This window comes from Variovorax sp. EBFNA2 (genome assembly GCF_033802765.1).
In the GTDB taxonomy this organism is placed as follows: Bacteria; Pseudomonadota; Gammaproteobacteria; order Burkholderiales; family Burkholderiaceae_C; genus Variovorax; species Variovorax paradoxus_H.
The window spans coordinates 2089732-2106185 of sequence record NZ_CP138496.1; the positions used below are offsets into that span (position 1 = coordinate 2089732).

General features: G+C 68.6%; 15 protein-coding genes and 1 pseudogene. 3 read left to right on the forward strand and 13 right to left on the reverse strand.

The features are described from left to right. The first annotated feature begins 213 nt into the window (after positions 1-213). The 3 genes from RZE79_RS09610 to ntrC are packed head-to-tail and all read left to right on the forward strand — an operon-like array spanning position 214 to position 3388. Positions 214-741 carry a hypothetical protein gene (locus RZE79_RS09610; RefSeq protein ID WP_319360193.1) on the forward strand — a complete coding sequence of 176 codons (528 nt, stop codon included), beginning with the start codon at positions 214-216 and terminating at the stop codon, positions 739-741. A gap of 11 nt (positions 742-752) precedes the next feature. Next, complete coding sequence (gene glnL, locus RZE79_RS09615) at positions 753-1832, forward strand: nitrogen regulation protein NR(II) (protein WP_319360195.1); 1080 nt, start codon at positions 753-755, stop codon at positions 1830-1832. A gap of 26 nt (positions 1833-1858) precedes the next feature. Beyond that, a complete protein-coding gene (ntrC, locus tag RZE79_RS09620) occupies positions 1859-3388 on the forward strand; it encodes a nitrogen regulation protein NR(I) (RefSeq protein WP_319360198.1) in 1530 nt (509 codons plus the stop codon). 26 nt (positions 3389-3414) lie between these two features. Here the strand turns inward: ntrC and RZE79_RS09625 are convergent, their stop codons facing one another. The 13 genes and pseudogenes from RZE79_RS09625 to RZE79_RS09685 form a co-directional block, all read right to left on the reverse strand. Further along, positions 3415-3942, reverse strand: coding sequence for a hypothetical protein (locus RZE79_RS09625; protein ID WP_319360200.1), 528 nt, complete (start codon positions 3940-3942; stop codon positions 3415-3417). 5 nt (positions 3943-3947) lie between these two features. Next, entirely contained in the window at positions 3948-4733 is a 786-nt protein-coding gene (xth, locus tag RZE79_RS09630) for an exodeoxyribonuclease III (RefSeq protein WP_319360202.1), read from the reverse strand. Positions 4734-4948: 215 nt separating this feature from the next. Next, positions 4949-5728, reverse strand: coding sequence for an ATP-binding cassette domain-containing protein (locus RZE79_RS09635; protein WP_319361134.1), 780 nt, complete (start codon positions 5726-5728; stop codon positions 4949-4951). Between the two features lie 6 nt (positions 5729-5734). After that, positions 5735-6442, reverse strand: a pseudogene (locus tag RZE79_RS09640) (ABC transporter permease); the annotation flags it as partial. A gap of 70 nt (positions 6443-6512) precedes the next feature. Next, positions 6513-7343: a substrate-binding domain-containing protein gene (locus RZE79_RS09645; RefSeq protein ID WP_319360204.1), complete on the reverse strand. Its 831-nt coding sequence runs from the start codon at positions 7341-7343 to the stop codon at positions 6513-6515. A gap of 38 nt (positions 7344-7381) precedes the next feature. After that, positions 7382-9304, reverse strand: a complete 1923-nt coding sequence (locus RZE79_RS09650; protein WP_319360206.1) for a molybdopterin biosynthesis protein — start codon at positions 9302-9304, stop codon at positions 7382-7384. Further along, positions 9301-10554: a gephyrin-like molybdotransferase Glp gene (gene glp / locus RZE79_RS09655; RefSeq protein ID WP_319360208.1), complete on the reverse strand. Its 1254-nt coding sequence runs from the start codon at positions 10552-10554 to the stop codon at positions 9301-9303. Before glp ends, RZE79_RS09650 begins: the two co-directional genes overlap by 4 nt. Before the next feature lie 147 nt (positions 10555-10701). After that, the gene (locus tag RZE79_RS09660) at positions 10702-11088 is read right to left on the reverse strand and encodes a hypothetical protein (protein ID WP_319360210.1); all 387 of its coding nucleotides are present in this window, start codon (positions 11086-11088) and stop codon (positions 10702-10704) included. Beyond that, complete coding sequence (locus tag RZE79_RS09665) at positions 11085-12344, reverse strand: formate dehydrogenase subunit gamma (RefSeq protein WP_319360212.1); 1260 nt, start codon at positions 12342-12344, stop codon at positions 11085-11087. The genes RZE79_RS09660 and RZE79_RS09665 overlap by 4 nt, the downstream gene beginning before the upstream one ends. 12 nt (positions 12345-12356) lie before the next feature. Continuing rightward, on the reverse strand, positions 12357-12590 hold the full coding sequence (locus RZE79_RS09670; RefSeq protein ID WP_319361136.1) for a hypothetical protein: 234 nt from the start codon (positions 12588-12590) through the stop codon (positions 12357-12359). A gap of 14 nt (positions 12591-12604) precedes the next feature. Then, on the reverse strand, positions 12605-13225 hold the full coding sequence (gene fdh3B / locus RZE79_RS09675) for a formate dehydrogenase FDH3 subunit beta (RefSeq protein ID WP_062470938.1): 621 nt from the start codon (positions 13223-13225) through the stop codon (positions 12605-12607). A gap of 9 nt (positions 13226-13234) precedes the next feature. After that, positions 13235-16210: a formate dehydrogenase subunit alpha gene (locus tag RZE79_RS09680; RefSeq protein ID WP_319360218.1), complete on the reverse strand. Its 2976-nt coding sequence runs from the start codon at positions 16208-16210 to the stop codon at positions 13235-13237. Between the two features lie 9 nt (positions 16211-16219). Continuing rightward, positions 16220-16444: a formate dehydrogenase gene (locus RZE79_RS09685; RefSeq protein ID WP_153285255.1), complete on the reverse strand. Its 225-nt coding sequence runs from the start codon at positions 16442-16444 to the stop codon at positions 16220-16222. Positions 16445-16454: the final 10 nt, after the last annotated feature.

The following is a 16454-nucleotide window of genomic DNA, read 5'->3' on the forward strand; positions in this document are numbered from 1 at the left end:
GCGCACTTCGTGTCGCTTCGCCAACCCCCTACCGGGGGCAACACCTGAGGCCCGGCAAAGCCGGTTCCTCGGTGTTTCGCGAAGGGAGCGAGCCTGATGAGTAAAACGAAAGGACGGCCCCGGCCGTCCTTTTTCCTTGGTGCGGAACATCCCATCGTGAGAGGGCCCGAATTGCATCAAAATGCGCGTTTGTCGCGCCCTCCCCGGAATCCAATGAAGACTGCCTCCCTGATTTTCCTGGCCGCCGCCTCGTTCGCCACCGCCCCGGCGGCGCTCGCGCAAGAGCGCGTCTGGCGTTGCGGCAACGAGTACACCAACAACGCCACCGTGGCCCAGCAAAAGGGCTGCAAGGTCATGGAAGGCGGCAACGTCACCGTCGTGCAGGGCACGAAGCCATCAGGTGGCGGTGGTGGCGGCAGTGCGTCGTCGTCGGGCGGTTCATCCGCCGCACGCGCCCCGGCGGGCAGCCCGCGCGTCGAAGGCGTCGACCAACGCGCCCGCGACGGCGAGGCGCGCTCGGTGCTCGAAGCCGAGCTGCGCAAGGCCGAAGCCCGCCAGACCGAGCTCAAGAAGGAATTCAACAACGGCGAGCCCGAGAAGCAGGGCAGCGAAGGCCGCAACTACCAGAAGTACCTCGACCGCGTGGCTGAAATGAAGGCCGAACTCGCGCGCAACGAGAGCGACATCGCCGGCATCCGCCGCGAAATCGGCCGCCTTCCCGGCAAGCCGCAAGCGCAGTAAACGGCGTCACCATGGTGTTCGGGAAGAAGGCGACTGGCGCCACTCCGCGCTTTCGCGCCTTCGACCTCTTGTCCACACTGATCGCGGTGGTCAACAGCGACGGCTCGGTGCTGTTTGCCAACGCAGGCCTCGAGGATGCACTGGGCACCTCGCGGCGCACGCTCGAGGGCTCGCAATTCGGTGCCTGTTTTCATGAGCCGCAGGTGCTGCGCACTGCGCTCGACGGCGCCAGCAGTAACGACTTCGCCACGCTGCGCTACGAGGCCTTCTTGCGACGCGTAAACCACGAGCTGATGCCCGTGCAGGTCACGCTGGCGCACGGCGACAAGAAGGGCGAACTCATCATCGAGATGTCGCCGCTGGAGCAGCAGGTGCGCCAGGACCGCGAAGAGCGCCTCATCGACCAGGCGCAGGCCAACAAGGAACTCATCCGCAACCTCGCGCACGAGATCAAGAACCCGCTGGGCGGCATCCGCGGCGCGGCGCAGCTGCTGCAGATGGAGGTCGAGTCGCGCGACCTCATCGAGTACACCCAGGTCATCATCCACGAGGCCGACCGGCTGCAGACGCTGGTCGACCGGCTGCTGGCGCCGCACCGGCGCCCGCACGTGGTGGGCGACGTGAACATCCACGAGGTGTGCGAGCGCGTGCGCTCGGTCATCCTGGCGGAGTTTCCGCGCGACCTGCACATCGAGCGCGATTTCGACGTCTCCATTCCCGAGTTCCGCGGCGACCGCGAGCAGCTCATCCAGGCCACGCTCAACATCGCGCACAACGCGGCGCAGGCCCTGGCCGAGCGCCGCGCGGCGGGCGATGCGCAGATCACTTTCAAGACCCGCGTGGCCCGACAAGTGATCTTCAACAAGCAGTGGTATCGATTGGCACTGGAATTGCATGTCATCGACAATGGACCGGGTGTGCCGGACACGATCAAGGACCGCATCTTCTATCCGCTCGTTTCGGGCAGGGAAGGCGGAACCGGGCTGGGGTTGACGCTTGCACAGACTTTTGTGCAGCAGCATCACGGCGTGATCGAGTGCGACAGCGTCCCGGGCCGAACCGATTTCAAGATATTGATTCCGCTGCCCTAGCGCAGCCCCGGCAACAGAGGAGATGCATGAAGCCGATCTGGATAGTTGATGACGACCAATCGATACGCTTCGTGCTCGAGAAGGCCCTGCTGCGCGAAGACATGCCCACGCGCAGCTTCACGAACACACGCGAAGTGCTGGCCGCACTCGAACAGGCCGAGGGCGACGAGCAGCAGGGCCCGCAGGTCCTGGTGAGCGACATCCGCATGCCGGGCGGCTCGGGGCTCGACCTGCTCGACAAGATCAAGGCCAAGCACCCCGGCCTGCCGGTCATCATCATGACCGCCTTCTCCGACCTCGACAGCGCGGTCTCGGCCTTCCAGGGCGGCGCCTTCGAGTACCTGCCCAAGCCCTTCGACCTGCCGCGCGCCGTGGAACTCATCCGCCGCGCCGTCGACGAAAGCCAGCGCGAAGAAGTCTCCGAAGAGCGCATGGTCGCCGCCCCCGAAATGCTCGGCCAGGCGCCCGCGATGCAGGACGTGTTCCGCGCCATCGGCCGGCTGTCGCAGAGCAACGTCACGGTGCTCATCACCGGCGAATCGGGCTCGGGCAAAGAGCTGGTGGCACGCGCGCTGCACAAGCACTCGCCGCGCGCCAACGGCCCCTTCGTGGCAATCAACACCGCCGCCATTCCCAAAGACCTGCTCGAGAGCGAACTCTTCGGCCACGAGCGCGGTGCCTTCACCGGCGCGCAGACCATGCGCCGCGGCCGTTTCGAACAGGCCGAGGGCGGCACGCTGTTCCTCGACGAAATCGGCGACATGCCTTTCGACCTGCAGACGCGCCTGCTGCGCGTGCTCAGCGACGGTCACTTCTATCGCGTGGGCGGCCACAACTCGGTCAAGGCCAACGTGCGCGTCATCGCCGCCACCCACCAGGACCTCGAGCAGCGCGTGAAGCTCGGCGGCTTCCGCGAAGACCTGTTCCACCGCCTCAACGTGATCCGCCTGCGCCTGCCCGCGCTGCGCGAACGCGGCGAGGACGTGCCCGCACTCACAAGGCACTTCCTGCAGCAGAGCGCGCGGCAGCTGGGCGTCGAGCCCAAGCGCATCTCCGACGCCGCACTCGCCAAGCTCGCGACCTTCGGCTTCCCGGGCAACGTGCGTCAGCTCGAGAACATCTGCCACTGGCTGACCGTGATGGCGCCCGCGCAGCTGATCGAGTCGAAAGACCTGCCGCCCGAAGTGATGGCGGGCAGTGGGGCGGACGTGCATGCGGCCGTGGCCGAGGTTGCGGCGCCCGTGCAGGCTGTTGCGGCGGCGCCGTTGGCTGTTGTCGAGCGCGACGCGTCAGTGCCGGCTGTGGCCGTCCCCGAGGTGGTGCCAGGCGCACCGGCCGGCCCCAGCGCCTGGGAAAGCGGCCTCGAAGCCGAAGCCCAGGCCCTGCTCGCCGCAGGCCGCACCGACGTGTGGGACGTGCTCACGCGCCGCTTCGAATCGCGACTGATCCTCACCGCGCTGGCCAACACGCGCGGACGGCGCATCGAGGCGGCCCAGAAGCTGGGCATCGGGCGCAACACCATCACCCGGAAAATCCAGGAACTCGGTATCGAATGAAAAGGCCCTCTCAGGGCCTTTTTTGATTACCGGCTGCGTTGGCCCAAGGTGAGCGAATCGAGCTGGAAATTGCCGCTCTTGTCCCAGAGCCAGGTGTCGACGTAGGTGTGGCCGCCCAGCTTGCCGGGGCTGGGCAAGGGCGAGGTCGCCCTGATCAGGTCCGCGATCATCGGTGGCACCTCGGGCGCGTGGCTGGGCACGCGGCTGAAGGTCACGTTGGTGATCTTGCCGTTTGCATCGATCTCCGTTTCGACCACGACCACGGCATACACCAGCGGCGGAATCTTGCCCTTGTAGATGCGGCTGGCGTAGGCCTTGTAGATGTGGCGCGCGCCGGTCTTGCGGTAGGTGCGGATCGCGGGCGTCTGCGCGGTGATGAGCCGCACGGTCGGCACGTCGCGGCTGCCTTCCGTGGCGGTTGCGCCGCCCGGTGATGTGCTGGCCGGGCTTCCCGACCCACCGCCCGGCTTGAGGACCGAGCAGGCAGCCAGCGCGAGCGCCGCGGCGGCGATCGCGGCGGAACGGGCCAGGCGCGCGACGATCGGCGTCGTCATGGCCGTCAGGCGCCCGGGCCGAGTTCGAGCACCACCGGGGCGTGGTCGCTGGGCTTTTCCCACTTGCGCGGCACGCGGTCGATGACGCAGCCCTTCACCCGCGGCAGCAGCGGCTCGCTCACGAGGATGTGGTCGATGCGCAGGCCGCGGTTCTTCTGGTAGCCCAGCATGCGGTAGTCCCACCACGAATAGCTTTTTTCGGGCTGCTCGAACATGCGGAAGCTGTCGGTCAGCCCCAGGCCGAGCAGCGCCTTGAAGTGGTCGCGCTCTTCGGTCGTGTGGTGGATCGTTTCCTTCAGGCCCACCGGGTCGAAGCTGTCGCGGTCTTCGGGCGTGACGTTGAAGTCGCCCAGCAGCACGAGGTTGGGGTGCGCCGCGAGTTCACGCGCAAGATAGTTGTGCAGCGCGTCGAGCCACAACATCTTGTAGGCGAACTTCTCGCTGCCGGGCGCCTGGCCGTTCACGAAGTAGCAGTTCACCACGCGCAGCGGGCCCGAGGGCGTGTCGATGGTGGCGGCGATCACGCGCGACTGCTCGTCGGCGAAGTTCTCGATGTTCTTCACCACGTCGCGCACCGGCGCGAGGCTGAGGATGGCGACGCCGTTGTAGGTCTTCTGCCCGAACACCGCGGCTTCGTAGCCGGCCGACTTCAGTACCTCGAGCGGGAACTTGTCGTCGGTCATCTTGAGCTCTTGCAGGCACAGCACATCGACCGGGTTGGCGATGAGCCAGTCGAGCACATGCTGCAGGCGCGCGGTGAGGGAGTTGACGTTCCAGGTGGCTATTTTCATGAGGGCTCTGCGTATTCAGTGATCGGGTGTCGGCCGTGCGTTCGCAGCCGGTCGGTGAGGTCTTCGTGCAGGCGAAAGCAGTGGCGCCCCCAGACCCGGAAGGAATGTCGGCAGCGAGACCGCGACAGTGATTTCCATCGCGGTATTTTGCCTCGACGGATCGGGGTGCCGTGTAAGCGGAAGCATGGGTGCGCAAGCGCAAGAGACCGCCGGCGTCAGGGCTGGATGTGCCAGCCCAGTTCACCCTGCAGGAACTGGTCCGCCTCGGGCGGCAGATCTTCTGCGTTGAAGAAGTTCGCCACCGGCCGGTCGACGACGATGCGGCCCGCATGCAGATACGCGACGCGCGTGGCCAGGCGCTTGGCCTGGCCCAGGTTGTGAGTGCTCATCACGAGGGTCACGCCGCTGCGGGCGACCTCTTCGATGAGGGCCTCGATCTCGTTCTTGGCGCCGGGGTCCAGGCTGGCCGTCGGTTCGTCCAGGAACAGGATGTCCGGCTGCAGCGCCCAGGCGCGTGCCAGACCCAGGCGTTGCTGCTGTCCGCCCGACAGCGAACGCGCCGAGCGCTGCGCATGGTCCAGCAGCCCCACGCGTGCCAGCGCCAGTCCGCAGCGCTCGTTGCGCTCGGCGGCCGGCACGCCGGACAGCCACAGGCCGATCCAGACATTGCGCCACACCGAGAGGCTCAACAGGAAGGGGCGCTGGAACAGCATGGCCGCGCGCGGAAGGCGGCCCTGGGGTTGCAGCGGCAGGCGCTCGCAGCGGCCTTCGCAGGGCAGCAGGCCATGCAGCAGCCGCAGCAGCGTGGTCTTGCCCGAGCCGTTGGCACCGACGAGCACGAGCCGGTCGCCCCGGTGCAGCGTCAGCGATGCCTCGTTGAGCGCGATCACCTGGCCGAAGCGCACCGTGACCTGCTCGGCCCGGATCAGCGGTGTTGCCTCGGCGGCAACGTGCGCGCGCGGAGCGGGCGTCCTGTGCACTGCATGCGGCTTCACTTGCGCCGCGGCGTTCGGCTGCCGCGTGGCCAGCCACTGCAGCAGTCCGATGGCGCCGTTGACCGCGCCGACCACCGCCAGCAGCACGATGCCCAGCGCCAAGGCCAGTGCAAGGTCGCCCTTGCTGGTCTCCAGCGCGATGGTGGTGGTCATCACGCGCGTGACGCCGGCGATGTTGCCGCCCACGATCATCACGGCGCCGACCTCGGCGATGGCGCGCGCAAACGCCGTGAGCAGCACGGTGGCCACGCCCATCCGGTCGTGCACCAGCATCAGGAGCGAGGTGGCGAGCGGCCCGGCGCCCAGCGAGCGCAGCTGGTCGCCGCCATCGGCCAGCGCCGCCATCACGAGCCGGCGCGACAGCGCGGCGATCAGCGGCGTGACGAGCACGGCCTGCGCCACCACCATCGCCGACGGCGTGAACAGGATGCCCAGCTGGCCCAGCGGCCCCGAGCGCGAGAGCAGCAGGTACACCAGCAGGCCCACCACCACCGCGGGCAGCGCGAGCAGCGTGTTCACCAGCCACACGGCCAGCGCGTGCCCCGGGAACCGCGCCACCGCCAGCCAGGCGCCCAGCAGCAGGCCGAACAGCGCACCGATGAGGCAGGCCGTCGCGCTCACCTGCAGCGAGAGCGCCGTGATGCGCACGAGTTCGGGGTCGGCGGCGGCGATGAGTCGCCAGGCCAGCGCCCAGCCTTCGGTCATGGTGTTCATCGACGACCGGCTTTCATCGCCACCGCGAGGCCCTGCCTGTCGCGCGGCCCGTCATCGACCGGAGCGCCGCTCACTGGCCCGCGTTCGGGAAGAAGAGCTGCTCGCCGCCGATCTTGTACGAGGCAATGGCGGCCTGCCCGTCGCGCGACACCACCCAGTCGGCGAAGCCTTGCGCCAGGTCTTTCTTCACGTGCGGATGCTTGGCCGGGTTCACGACGATCACGCCGTACTGGTTGAACAGCTGCTTGTCGCCCTCGACCACGATGCCCAGGTCGGCGCGGTTCTTGAAGTTGAGCCAGGTGCCGCGGTCGGACAGCACATAGGCATTGGTCGACGCCGCGATGTTGAGCGCCTGGCCCATGCCGCAGCCGCACTCCTTGTAGCCGGCAGGCTTGGCGGCGGCGAGGTCGATGCCGGCGAGCTTCCACTGGCGCAGTTCGGCCGAGTGGGTGCCGCTCTTGTCGCCGCGCGAGACGAAGGCCGTGCCCGTGCTGCCCAGGCGCTTGAGCGCCACCGCGATATCCTTGCCGCGCACGCCGGCGGGGTCGGACTTCGGCCCGATCAGCACGAAGTCGTTGTACATGACCGCCTGGCGCGCGAGGCCGAAGCCTTCGGCGACGAACTTCTCTTCGGCGGGCTGGTCGTGCACGAACAGCGCGTCGGCATCGCCGCGTCGCGCCATGTCCAGCGCCTGTCCGGTGCCCACGGCCACCACGCGGACCTCGGTGCCGGTGGCTTTGGTGAACTGCGGCAGCAGGTGCTTGAACAGGCCCGACTGTTCCGTCGAGGTGGTCGAGGCCAGCACGATGAACTTGTCCTGCGCGTGCGCCATCGGCGCGAGCAACGTGCCGGCGAGCGCGCCGGCGAGGGCGAGGAGGGTGAAGCGTCTGCGCAAAGCCATCGTCGAGGTCCTTGTGAGTGGAAGAAGCAGTTCTGTGATCAGGCGGCGGGTTCGACGACGCGAAAGCCCAGCCGGCCCAGCGCCTCGCGCGCCGCCGCCGACTGCAGCAACGCAACGAAGGCCTGCACGGGCGCACGCGGCAGCCGCGCCTTGGGCACGGCGAAGTCGTAGCGCTCTTCCTGTACCGGAATGAAGCCCAGGCCGTACTGCCGCGCGACGGTGTCGATGGCCAGGCCCCAGTCGGCGCGCGTTTGCGCCACGGCCACCGCCACCGCGTTGTGCGATTTGGTCTGCACGCCGTAGCCGGGCGGCTTCGCGCCGGCCAGCAGACGGTCGATGAGGATGCGCGTGCCGCTGCCGGCGTTGCGGTTGACCATGGTGCAGCCGGGCAGCGTGGTCGCGGCGGCGATGGCCGTGGCGGCATCGAGCCCGTCGAAGCGTGCGTCGCCCGGGCGGTAGACGATGCCCTGCATGCGGCCGTAGCCCGGCACCAGTTCGAGCGCCGGGGTGAGCAGCGGCTGGTTGTAGACGCCGGTCGCCGGGTCCATCAGGTGGATGCCCGCCACGTCGCATTCGCCGCGCTTCGCGGCCATCAGCCCGCCTGTGCTGCCCACGTTCATGGCCTTGATGCGCAAGCCCTGGCGCATCAGTTCGCCGGCCAGCCAATCGAGGCCCACGCAATGGCTGCCGATGAAGATCAGGTCGGCGGCGTCCAGCCCCTGGCCCAGCCGCTGCACCTGCACGGGCGCGCCGGCATCGAGGATCTCGGTGTGCTGGCCGATGGTGATGAAACCGTCCGCACTGCTGAACGTGGTGACGGAACCCGAGCCCTTGCCCATCGGGTAGGCGGCCAGGCCGTCGTCGGTGGGCACGAGGCCCACGAGCAAATATTCGGTGCGCCCGCGCTCGGAGTTCACGCGCAGGGGCAGCGTGGCCGCCACGTGCTCGCGCCGCTCGGGCGGCTGGCCCGCAAAGGCGCGGATCACGGGCGCGAGGAACTCATGGAAGGTGAAGACCGCCGAGGTCGGAAAGCCCGGCAGGATCACGACCGGCTTGCCGCCCGTGACCGCCAGGCACACCGGCTTGCCGGGCTTGAGCGCCACGCCGTGCGCCACGACGCCCGGGTCGCCCAGGGCTGCCACCACGCGGTACGACAGGTCGCCTTCGCCCTTGGACGTGCCACCCGAGAAGACCACGGCGTCGCATGCGAGCCCGCGCGCGAGGGCGGCTGACAGCAGGGCTTCGTCGTCCGGAATCACGCCCAGCCGCACGGGCTCGCCGCCCAGTTCCTCGACCGCGGCGCCGATGATGGCGGCGTTGGAGTCGTACACGGCGCCCGTCGGCAGCGGCGCGCCGGGCGCGACGATCTCGTTGCCCGTGGAGAAGATGGCGACGCGCGGCTTGCGGTACACGCCGACCTCGGCCAGGCCCAGCGCCGCGAGCACGCCGATTTCGCGCGAGCTCAGCGGCTGGCCGGCGCGCAGCACGGTTTCGCCGCGTGCGATGTCGGTGCCGGCATAGCTGACGTTCTCGCCCGCCGTGGCGGCGCGGCGAACCTGCACGTCGCCGTGGTCGAGGTCGGTGTGTTCCACCATCACCACCGCATCGGCGCCGCGCGGCAGCATGCCGCCGGTGGCGATCGCGGTGGCTTGGCCGGGCGTCACTTCGCGCTGCGGCACGATGCCGGGCGCGAGCGTCTCGCCCACGAGGGCCAGCGCGCGCACCTGTTCTTCCATCGCGCCCCAGGTGTCGGCGGCCTGCACGGCAAAGCCGTCGACGTTGGAGCGGTCGAAGCCGGGCACGTCGATGGCCGCGACCACGTCGTCGGCCAACACCCGGCCCAGCACCGCGTGCAGGGGCAGCGTCTCGCGACCCAGCGGCGCGAGGGTCAGGTGTTCGCGGAAGCGGCGCTCGGCCTCGTCCCGCGTGACGACATCGAGAAATTGCGATTGGGCTTTCACAGGCACTCGTACAGATGAACAGTGACGTCGGTCCCGGGCCCGAAGCCTTCGCTTTCGGCGGGGGCGATCACGAAGCCGTCGGCCCGCGTCGTCGAGCTCAGCACCGACGCGCCCGACAGCGCGAGCGGCTCCACGCCGTCGCTGCCGAGCTTCACGCGCACGTAGTCGACGCGCCCCACCTGCGACACGATCTTGCGTGCCACGGTGGCGCGCGTGCGCGGGTAGGGCCAGTCGGCGGGCCGTCCGCCGAGCCGGCGGATCGCACGCCCGGCAAAGAAGTCGTAGGCGCACAGGCAGGACACGGGATTGCCCGGCAGCAGGAAGACCAGCGTGTCGCCGATGCGGCCCATGCCGGCCGGGCTGGAGGGCCGCATCGCGATGCCGTGGATGGCCAGTTCGCCGAGTTCGGCCAGCAGGCGCGGCGCATGGTCCTCGGCGCCCACGCTGGAGCCGCCGGAGATGAGCACCACGTCGGCGCCCGGTGCGGCAAGCGCCTGCGCGATGACCTGCGGGTCGTCGCCCAGACGCTGGTGCGACTCGAGCACGCCGCCGTCGCGCGCGACGAGGCCGCGCAGGGTCACGGAGTTGGCGTCATAGATTTCGAAGGGCCCCTTGGGCGTGCCGGGCGCGCGCACTTCGTTGCCCGTGACGAGCAGCCGCACACGCGGCCGGCGCACCACCTGCAATTGCGCCAGGCCCAGCGACGCCGCCAGCCCCGCATCCTGCGGACGCAGCCGTCGGCCCGTGGGCAGCGCCGTGCTGCCGCGCGCGATGTCTTCGCCGATGTGGCCTACGTGCTGGCCCGGTGCGACGGCGCGCGTGATGGCCAGGCGGCCGTCGTGTTCGCTCGCGTATTCGGCGGGCACCACGGCGTCGATCCCTTGCGGCACCGGGGCGCCGGTCATGATGCGGACGGCCGCGCCCGCGGGCACGTCGCCCTCGAAAGGCCGGCCGGGCCAGGCGTGGCCCACGATCGGAAATTCGAGCGGGTTGTATTCGCCGGCGCCGGTGGTGTCGGCGCCGCGCAGCGCATAGCCGTCCATGGCCGCGCGATCGAACTCGGGCACCGCGATGGGCGCGATCACCTCCTGCAGCAGCACCCGCCCCGTGGCCTCCTCGACCGCCACGGATTCGCCGGACAGCAGGGGCGCGTGGGCATCGATCCAGGCGAGGGCGGTGGGCACCTCGGCGCGCTGCGTGAAGCCGCGCATGCGCACATCGGTCGAGGCAGTTCGTTCGGGTGGGGGCATCGGGCCAGTATAGAAGTTGGATGTCGCTGGCGCTGTCGGGCACAACGCTCGGTCGCACGCCGAAAGCGGCCACGCCGGCACGGGCCGGCGAGCCTTCTCCGGCTTCTTTTTTCGGTCGCACCCGCGCATGCGCGATGTGCCGCCGACCTACTTCTTGGGCGCGGGATTCGTCTGGGCCGACGTCTGGTTCGAACTCGGCGGCGCCGCGGCCGTGGGGGCCGGGGAGTGGGCGCCCGACGCCTCGATGGGCTTGACCTCGGGCTTGGGCGCCGCGGCGTAAGGGCCGGGGTCCACGCACGGCGGCGTGGCCACCGCGGCCGGTGCCGGCTTGCCCGCGGCTTCGGCGCTGGCGCGGTACTTGGCCGCGACCTGGTCCTGCGACTTGCACAGCAGGTAGCCGTCGGTCTTGGCGGTCCACGCGGTGCGGGCGGCGGTCTCGGCGGCCTTGGCCTGGGCTTCGGGCGAGAGCGGCGGGAGCTTGGCGAATGCGGACGCTGCGGCCAGCGTGCACAGAAGGGTCAATGTGTGCTTCATACGGAGGTTCCTTGCGCCGTCGCCGGTCGTGCGGGCTCCGGGGCGCCGGCGGGTTGCGAGCGCTGCGCGGGGATCTTGCCGGCCTCGATGTCGTCGTACCAGAGGCGGTGGTGCTCGCGCGCCCAGGCCTCGTCGACATAGCCTTCGCGCATCGCCTTATAGGCGCCGGTCATGCCCAGGGTGCCGATGTAGATGTGGCCCATGATCATGGCCATCATGAGCAGCGTGGCCACCGCATGCACCATGTGCGCGACCTGCATCTCGCCGCGCGTGTAGACGAAGCCGGGCAGCAGCTTGTCGAGGAACAGGCCGGAGGCGATGACGATGCTGCCCAGGAACAGCACGCCGCCCCAGAACACCGCCTTCTCGCCGGCGTTGAAGCGGTGCGACGCGGGCTCCTTGCCGCCGAACAGGCCGCCGCCGTGCCGCAGCCAGGTGAGGTCGTCCTTGCTCGGCCAGTTGCTGCGGATGAAGGTGAAGATCATGAACAGCGTGGTCACCACGAACAGCGGCCCTACGAAGTTGTGCACGGTCTTGAGCACGTAGGCCAGCCAGCCGAAGAGCGTGCTGCCGAGCACCGGCAAGAGGAAGAACCTGCCGAAGGCCATCACGATGCCCGAGATCGCGAGCGTGACGAAGGCCAGCGCGTTCGACCAGTGCGTGGCCCGTTCGAACGGCGTGAAGCGCTCGATCTTGCGGCCCGTTTCCTTGCCATGCAGGCGGATCGGTCCACGCGTGAAATAGAAGATCGCCAGCGCCAGCAGCGTGACGAAGAGCAGCGCCGCGCCGTACGGAATGATCCAGTTGTTGCGCACCTGCCGCCAGGCTTCGCCGGCGTTGGTGAAGCGCGAGCCCGGGTACTGCACGAAGCCCTGGATCAGGTTGCCGGCCTCGGGCGCTTCGCTCACGGGCAGGCTGCTGTAGCCGGTGACGCCTCCGCTCACCTGGCGCCACATCGGCGCGTTGTTGCCGGGCTGCACCTTGTTGCGCTCGCCGTTGGTCTGGTTGAGGTAGTTCGGGTCGGCGCTGGCCTCGGGCTTGACCTCGAAGATGTTCTGGCTGCGGATGCCGCCTTCAGTCTTCGGCGCCGGTGTGGCCGTGGCGGCCGGGGCTGACGAAGCGGGCGCGGGCGAGGCGGTGACAGCGCCGCTCGCGGCCGGGTTGGCCTCCTGGGCCAGCGCCACGGCTGCACTGCCCAGGAGCGCGGTCGCCAGCAGCGCGTGGAACGCCTGCCTGGTGCGAATGGTGACGCTCATGCGGCCTCCGGTTCAGTTCGTTCGGGTGTACTCGTTCTGGCCGTTGGAGCGCGTCTTGATCTGCTGCTCCCACGACGCCTTGTCGCCCACCTTCCAGCCGGGCGCGGTGAAGACCGTGCCGGTGTTGGCCTGCGTGCCGGTTCCGCTCCAGGGCACCGCGTCGTACTTGACGCCCTCGGCGTTCGTCTGCGGCTTCTCGCTGCAGGCTGCCAGCAGCATCGCGCCCGAAGCGAGCGCGCCGAGCATCACGACCACGCGCTTCACTTGGTGCCTCCGGTGGGCGGCGTGCCGGCCTGTTGCGAGCCGTAGGCCGTGCCCCAGCCCCAGACTTCGGCGCCCGTGCCGCGGTGCACGACGCGGGTGCGGAAGATGTCGGCCACCACGTCGCCGTCGCCGGCCAGCAGGGCCTTGGTCGAGCACATCTCGGCGCAGGCCGGCAGCTTGCCTTCGGCCAGGCGGTTGCGGCCGTACTTTTCGAACTCGGCTTCGGAGCCGTTGGCTTCGGGGCCGCCGGCGCAGAAGGTGCACTTGTCCATCTTGCCGCGGGCGCCGAAGGTGCCTTGCGACGGGAACTGCGGCGCGCCGAAGGGGCAGGCGTACGAGCAGTAGCCGCAGCCGATGCAGACGTCCTTGTCGTGCAGCACCACGCCTTCGTCGGTGCGGTAGAAACATTGCACGGGGCACACCGCCATGCAGGGCGCGTCGGAGCAGTGCATGCAGGCCACCGAGATCGATTTCTCGCCCGGCAGGCCGTCATTGAGCGTGACCACGCGGCGGCGGTTCACGCCCCAGGGCACCTCGTTCTCGTTCTTGCAGGCCGTGACGCAACCGTTGCATTCGATGCAGCGCTCGGAATCGCAGACGAACTTCATTCTTGCCATGGTGATTCCTTATGCTTTCTCGATGTTGCAGACCGTGGTCTTCGTCTCTTGCATCATGGTGACGCTGTCGTAGCCGTAGGTGGTGCCGGTGTTGATGGCCTCGCCGCGCACGATGGGCGCGGCGCCCTTCGGGTAGTAGGCCAGCAGGTCTTCGCCCTGCCAGCGGCCCGAGAAGTGGAAGGGCATGAACACCGTGTCGGGCCCGACGCGCTCGGTGACGAGGGCCTGCACGTTGAGCTTGGCGCCGGTGGGCGTGTGCACCCAGGCGCGCTCGCCGTTGCGGATGTTCTTCTCGGCCGCCACCTTGGGGTTGATCTCGATGAACATCTCCTGCTGCAGCTCGGCCAGCCAGGGATTGGAGCGCGTTTCCTCGCCGCCGCCTTCGTATTCCACGAGCCGGCCCGAGGTCATGATGTACGGGAATTTTTCGGCGACCTTGTCGGCGATGTTCTTCTGCTGCACGGTCTTGTAGAGCGTGGGCAGGCGCCAGAAGGCCATCTTGTCGTCGTGGGTCGGGTACTTCGCGACGAGGTCGGGGCGCGTGCCGTACAGCGGCTCGCGGTGCTGCGGAATCGCGTCGGGAAAGTTCCACACCACCGCACGCGCCTTGGCATTGCCGAAGGGGTGGCAGCCGTGGTTCTTCATGAACACGCGGATCATGCCGCCCGAGCTGTCGGTCTTCCAGTTCTTGCCTTCGGCCTTGGGCTTCTCGGCTTCGGTGAGTTCGTCCCACCAGCCGAGCTTCTTGAGCAGCTGGTGGTCGAGTTCGGGGTAGCCGGTGGTGATGTCGGCGCCCAGCGAGTAGGAGCCGTCTTCGGCCAGCAGGTTCTTGCCGTTGCGCTCCACGCCGAAGTTCGCGCGGAAGTTGCCGCCGCCGTCCATCACGTGCTTGGACGGGTCGTACAGGTTCGGCGAGCCGGGGTGCTTGAGTTCGGGCGTGCCGTAGCAGGGCCAGGGCAGTCCGAAGTAGTCGCCCGAGATGTCGTAGCCGTTGACCTTGTCCTTGACGGAGCCCTTGGCCTTGAGCGTGCGCACGTCGAACGCGGCCATGTTGCGCATGTGCGCCTGCAGCCGCTCGGGGCTCTGGCCCGAGTAGCCGACGGCCCAGCACGACTTGTTGATTTCTCGCAGGATGTCTTCGGGCACGGGCTCGTCCATGCCCTTGACCTTCTGCATCTTGTAGTTCTTGCTGAGCTCCTTGCCGAAGCCCAGCCGGTCGGCGAACTGCTGCATGATCATGTGATCGGTGCGGCTTTCCCACAGCGGCTCGATGACCTTCTCGCGCCATTGGACCGACCGGTTCGATGCCGTGACCGACCCGCTGGTCTCGAACTGCGTGCACGCGGGCAGCAGGTACACCGCGCGGTTCGCGTTGGCGTCTTCGGGCCGGCCGGGCATCGCGGCCATGGCGGCCGTGGCCGACGGGTACGGGTCGACCACGACGAGCAGGTCGAGCTTGTCCATGGCCCGCTTCATCTCGAGGCCGCGCGTCTGCGAGTTGGGCGCATGGCCCCAGTAGAAGACGCCGCGCAGGTTCGAGTCCTGGTCGATGAGCTCGTTCTTCTCGAGCACGCCGTCGATCCAGCGCGACACCGTGATGCCGGGCTTGCTCATCATCGCGGGCGATGCGAAGCGGCCCTTGATCCATTCGAAGTCGACGCCCCAGGTGGCGGCGAAGTGCTTCCACGAGCCCTCGACCAGGCCGTAGTAGCCCGGCAGCGAATCGGGGTTGGGGCCGACGTCGGTGGCGCCCTGCACGTTGTCGTGGCCGCGGAAGATGTTGGTGCCGCCGCCCGACTTGCCCACGTTGCCCAGCGCCAGCTGCAGGATGCACGACGCCCGCACGATGGCGTTGCCGATGGTGTGCTGCGTCTGGCCCATGCACCACACCACGGTGCCGGGGCGGTGCTCGTGGAGCATCGTGGCGACCTTCAGCACCTGGGCTTCGCTCACGCCGCAGGCCTCTTCGACCTTGTCGGGCGTCCACTTGCTCATGACCTCGGCACGCACTTCTTCCATGCCGTAGACGCGGTCGTTGATGTAGCGCTTGTCTTCCCAGCCGTTCTTGAAGATGTGGTGCAGGATGCCGAACAGGAACGCGATGTCCGAGCCCGAGCGGATGCGCACGTATTCGTGGGCCTTGGCCGCCGTGCGCGTGAAGCGCGGGTCGACCACGATCATCTTGCAGCCGTTTTCCTTGGCATGCAGCATGTGCAGCATGCTCACGGGGTGCGCCTCGGCCGCGTTCGAGCCGATGTACATCGCAATCTTCGAATTGCGCATGTCGTTGTACGAATTGGTCATGGCGCCGTAGCCCCATGTGTTCGCCACGCCCGCGACCGTGGTCGAGTGGCAGATGCGCGCCTGGTGGTCGCAGTTGTTGCTGCCGAAGAAGCTCACGAACTTGCGCAGCAGGTAGGCCTGCTCGTTGCTGTGCTTGCTCGAGCCGATCCAGTAGATCGCGTCGGGTCCGCTGGCCTTGGTGAGTTCCTTGAGCTTGGCGGTGATTTCGTCCAGCGCGGTGTCCCAGCTGATGCGCTCGTACTTGCCGTTGACGAGCTTCATCGGGTAGCGCAGGCGGTATTCGCCATGGCCGTGCTCACGCAGCGCCGCGCCCTTGGCGCAGTGGGCGCCCAGGTTGATGGGCGAGTCGAACACGGGCTCCTGCCGCACCCACACGCCGTTCTCGACCACGGCGTCGGAGGCGCAGCCGACCGAGCAGTGCGAGCACACGGTGCGTTTCACCTCGATCTTGCCGGCGCCGATGGCCGTGGGCCGGCCGTCCGCGGCCTTGGCCTTCTGGATCAGCGTGAGTTGGCTGGCCGCCAGGCCCACACCGACGCCGAGGCCGGAGCGCCGCAGGAAGGAGCGGCGATCCATCGTCGGCAAGGCGTTCGCGAGGCCGCGCCGCAAGCTGTGAACGAAGGGCGAGGTGTCGGAGGCCCGCTGGCTCGCGGTGCCTGGGGATTTTCTGGTCAGAAGCACGGGGTCTCCTCAGGCTGACGTGGTGGCGTAGTAGCGCTTGACGTGTTCGCTCAGGGAATAGCCACCGCCGTTTTCGGGCGGGGGCGGCAAAGAGGGGGCGACGGCGGCGACGGGCGCCTCGGCCATGTTTGGCAGCGACGTGACGGCCACCGCGGCGGCGCCGGCGGTGGCGGCACCGATGAAGAATCCGCGGCGGGAGGCCGGCTTGATGCCGGTGTTTTGGCTGTCCTGCATAGTGACTCCA

Excerpts from the sequence above, each read along its gene's own strand:
- glp (WP_319360208.1), bottom strand. The coding sequence starts at position 10,554 with ATGCCCCCACCCGAACGAACTGCCTCGACCGATGTGCGCATGCGCGGC.
- RZE79_RS09665 (WP_319360212.1), bottom strand. The coding sequence starts at position 12,344 with ATGAGCGTCACCATTCGCACCAGGCAGGCGTTCCACGCGCTGCTGGCG.
- ntrC (WP_319360198.1), top strand. The coding sequence starts at position 1,859 with ATGAAGCCGATCTGGATAGTTGATGACGACCAATCGATACGCTTCGTG.
- glnL (WP_319360195.1), top strand. The coding sequence starts at position 753 with ATGGTGTTCGGGAAGAAGGCGACTGGCGCCACTCCGCGCTTTCGCGCC.
- xth (WP_319360202.1), bottom strand. The coding sequence starts at position 4,733 with ATGAAAATAGCCACCTGGAACGTCAACTCCCTCACCGCGCGCCTGCAG.
- RZE79_RS09670 (WP_319361136.1), bottom strand. The coding sequence starts at position 12,590 with ATGCTCGGCGCGCTCGCTTCGGGCGCGATGCTGCTGGCAGCCTGCAGC.
- RZE79_RS09645 (WP_319360204.1), bottom strand. The coding sequence starts at position 7,343 with ATGGCTTTGCGCAGACGCTTCACCCTCCTCGCCCTCGCCGGCGCGCTC.
- RZE79_RS09685 (WP_153285255.1), bottom strand. The coding sequence starts at position 16,444 with ATGCAGGACAGCCAAAACACCGGCATCAAGCCGGCCTCCCGCCGCGGA.
- RZE79_RS09610 (WP_319360193.1), top strand. The coding sequence starts at position 214 with ATGAAGACTGCCTCCCTGATTTTCCTGGCCGCCGCCTCGTTCGCCACC.
- RZE79_RS09625 (WP_319360200.1), bottom strand. The coding sequence starts at position 3,942 with ATGACGACGCCGATCGTCGCGCGCCTGGCCCGTTCCGCCGCGATCGCC.
- fdh3B (WP_062470938.1), bottom strand. The coding sequence starts at position 13,225 with ATGGCAAGAATGAAGTTCGTCTGCGATTCCGAGCGCTGCATCGAATGC.
- RZE79_RS09660 (WP_319360210.1), bottom strand. The coding sequence starts at position 11,088 with ATGAAGCACACATTGACCCTTCTGTGCACGCTGGCCGCAGCGTCCGCA.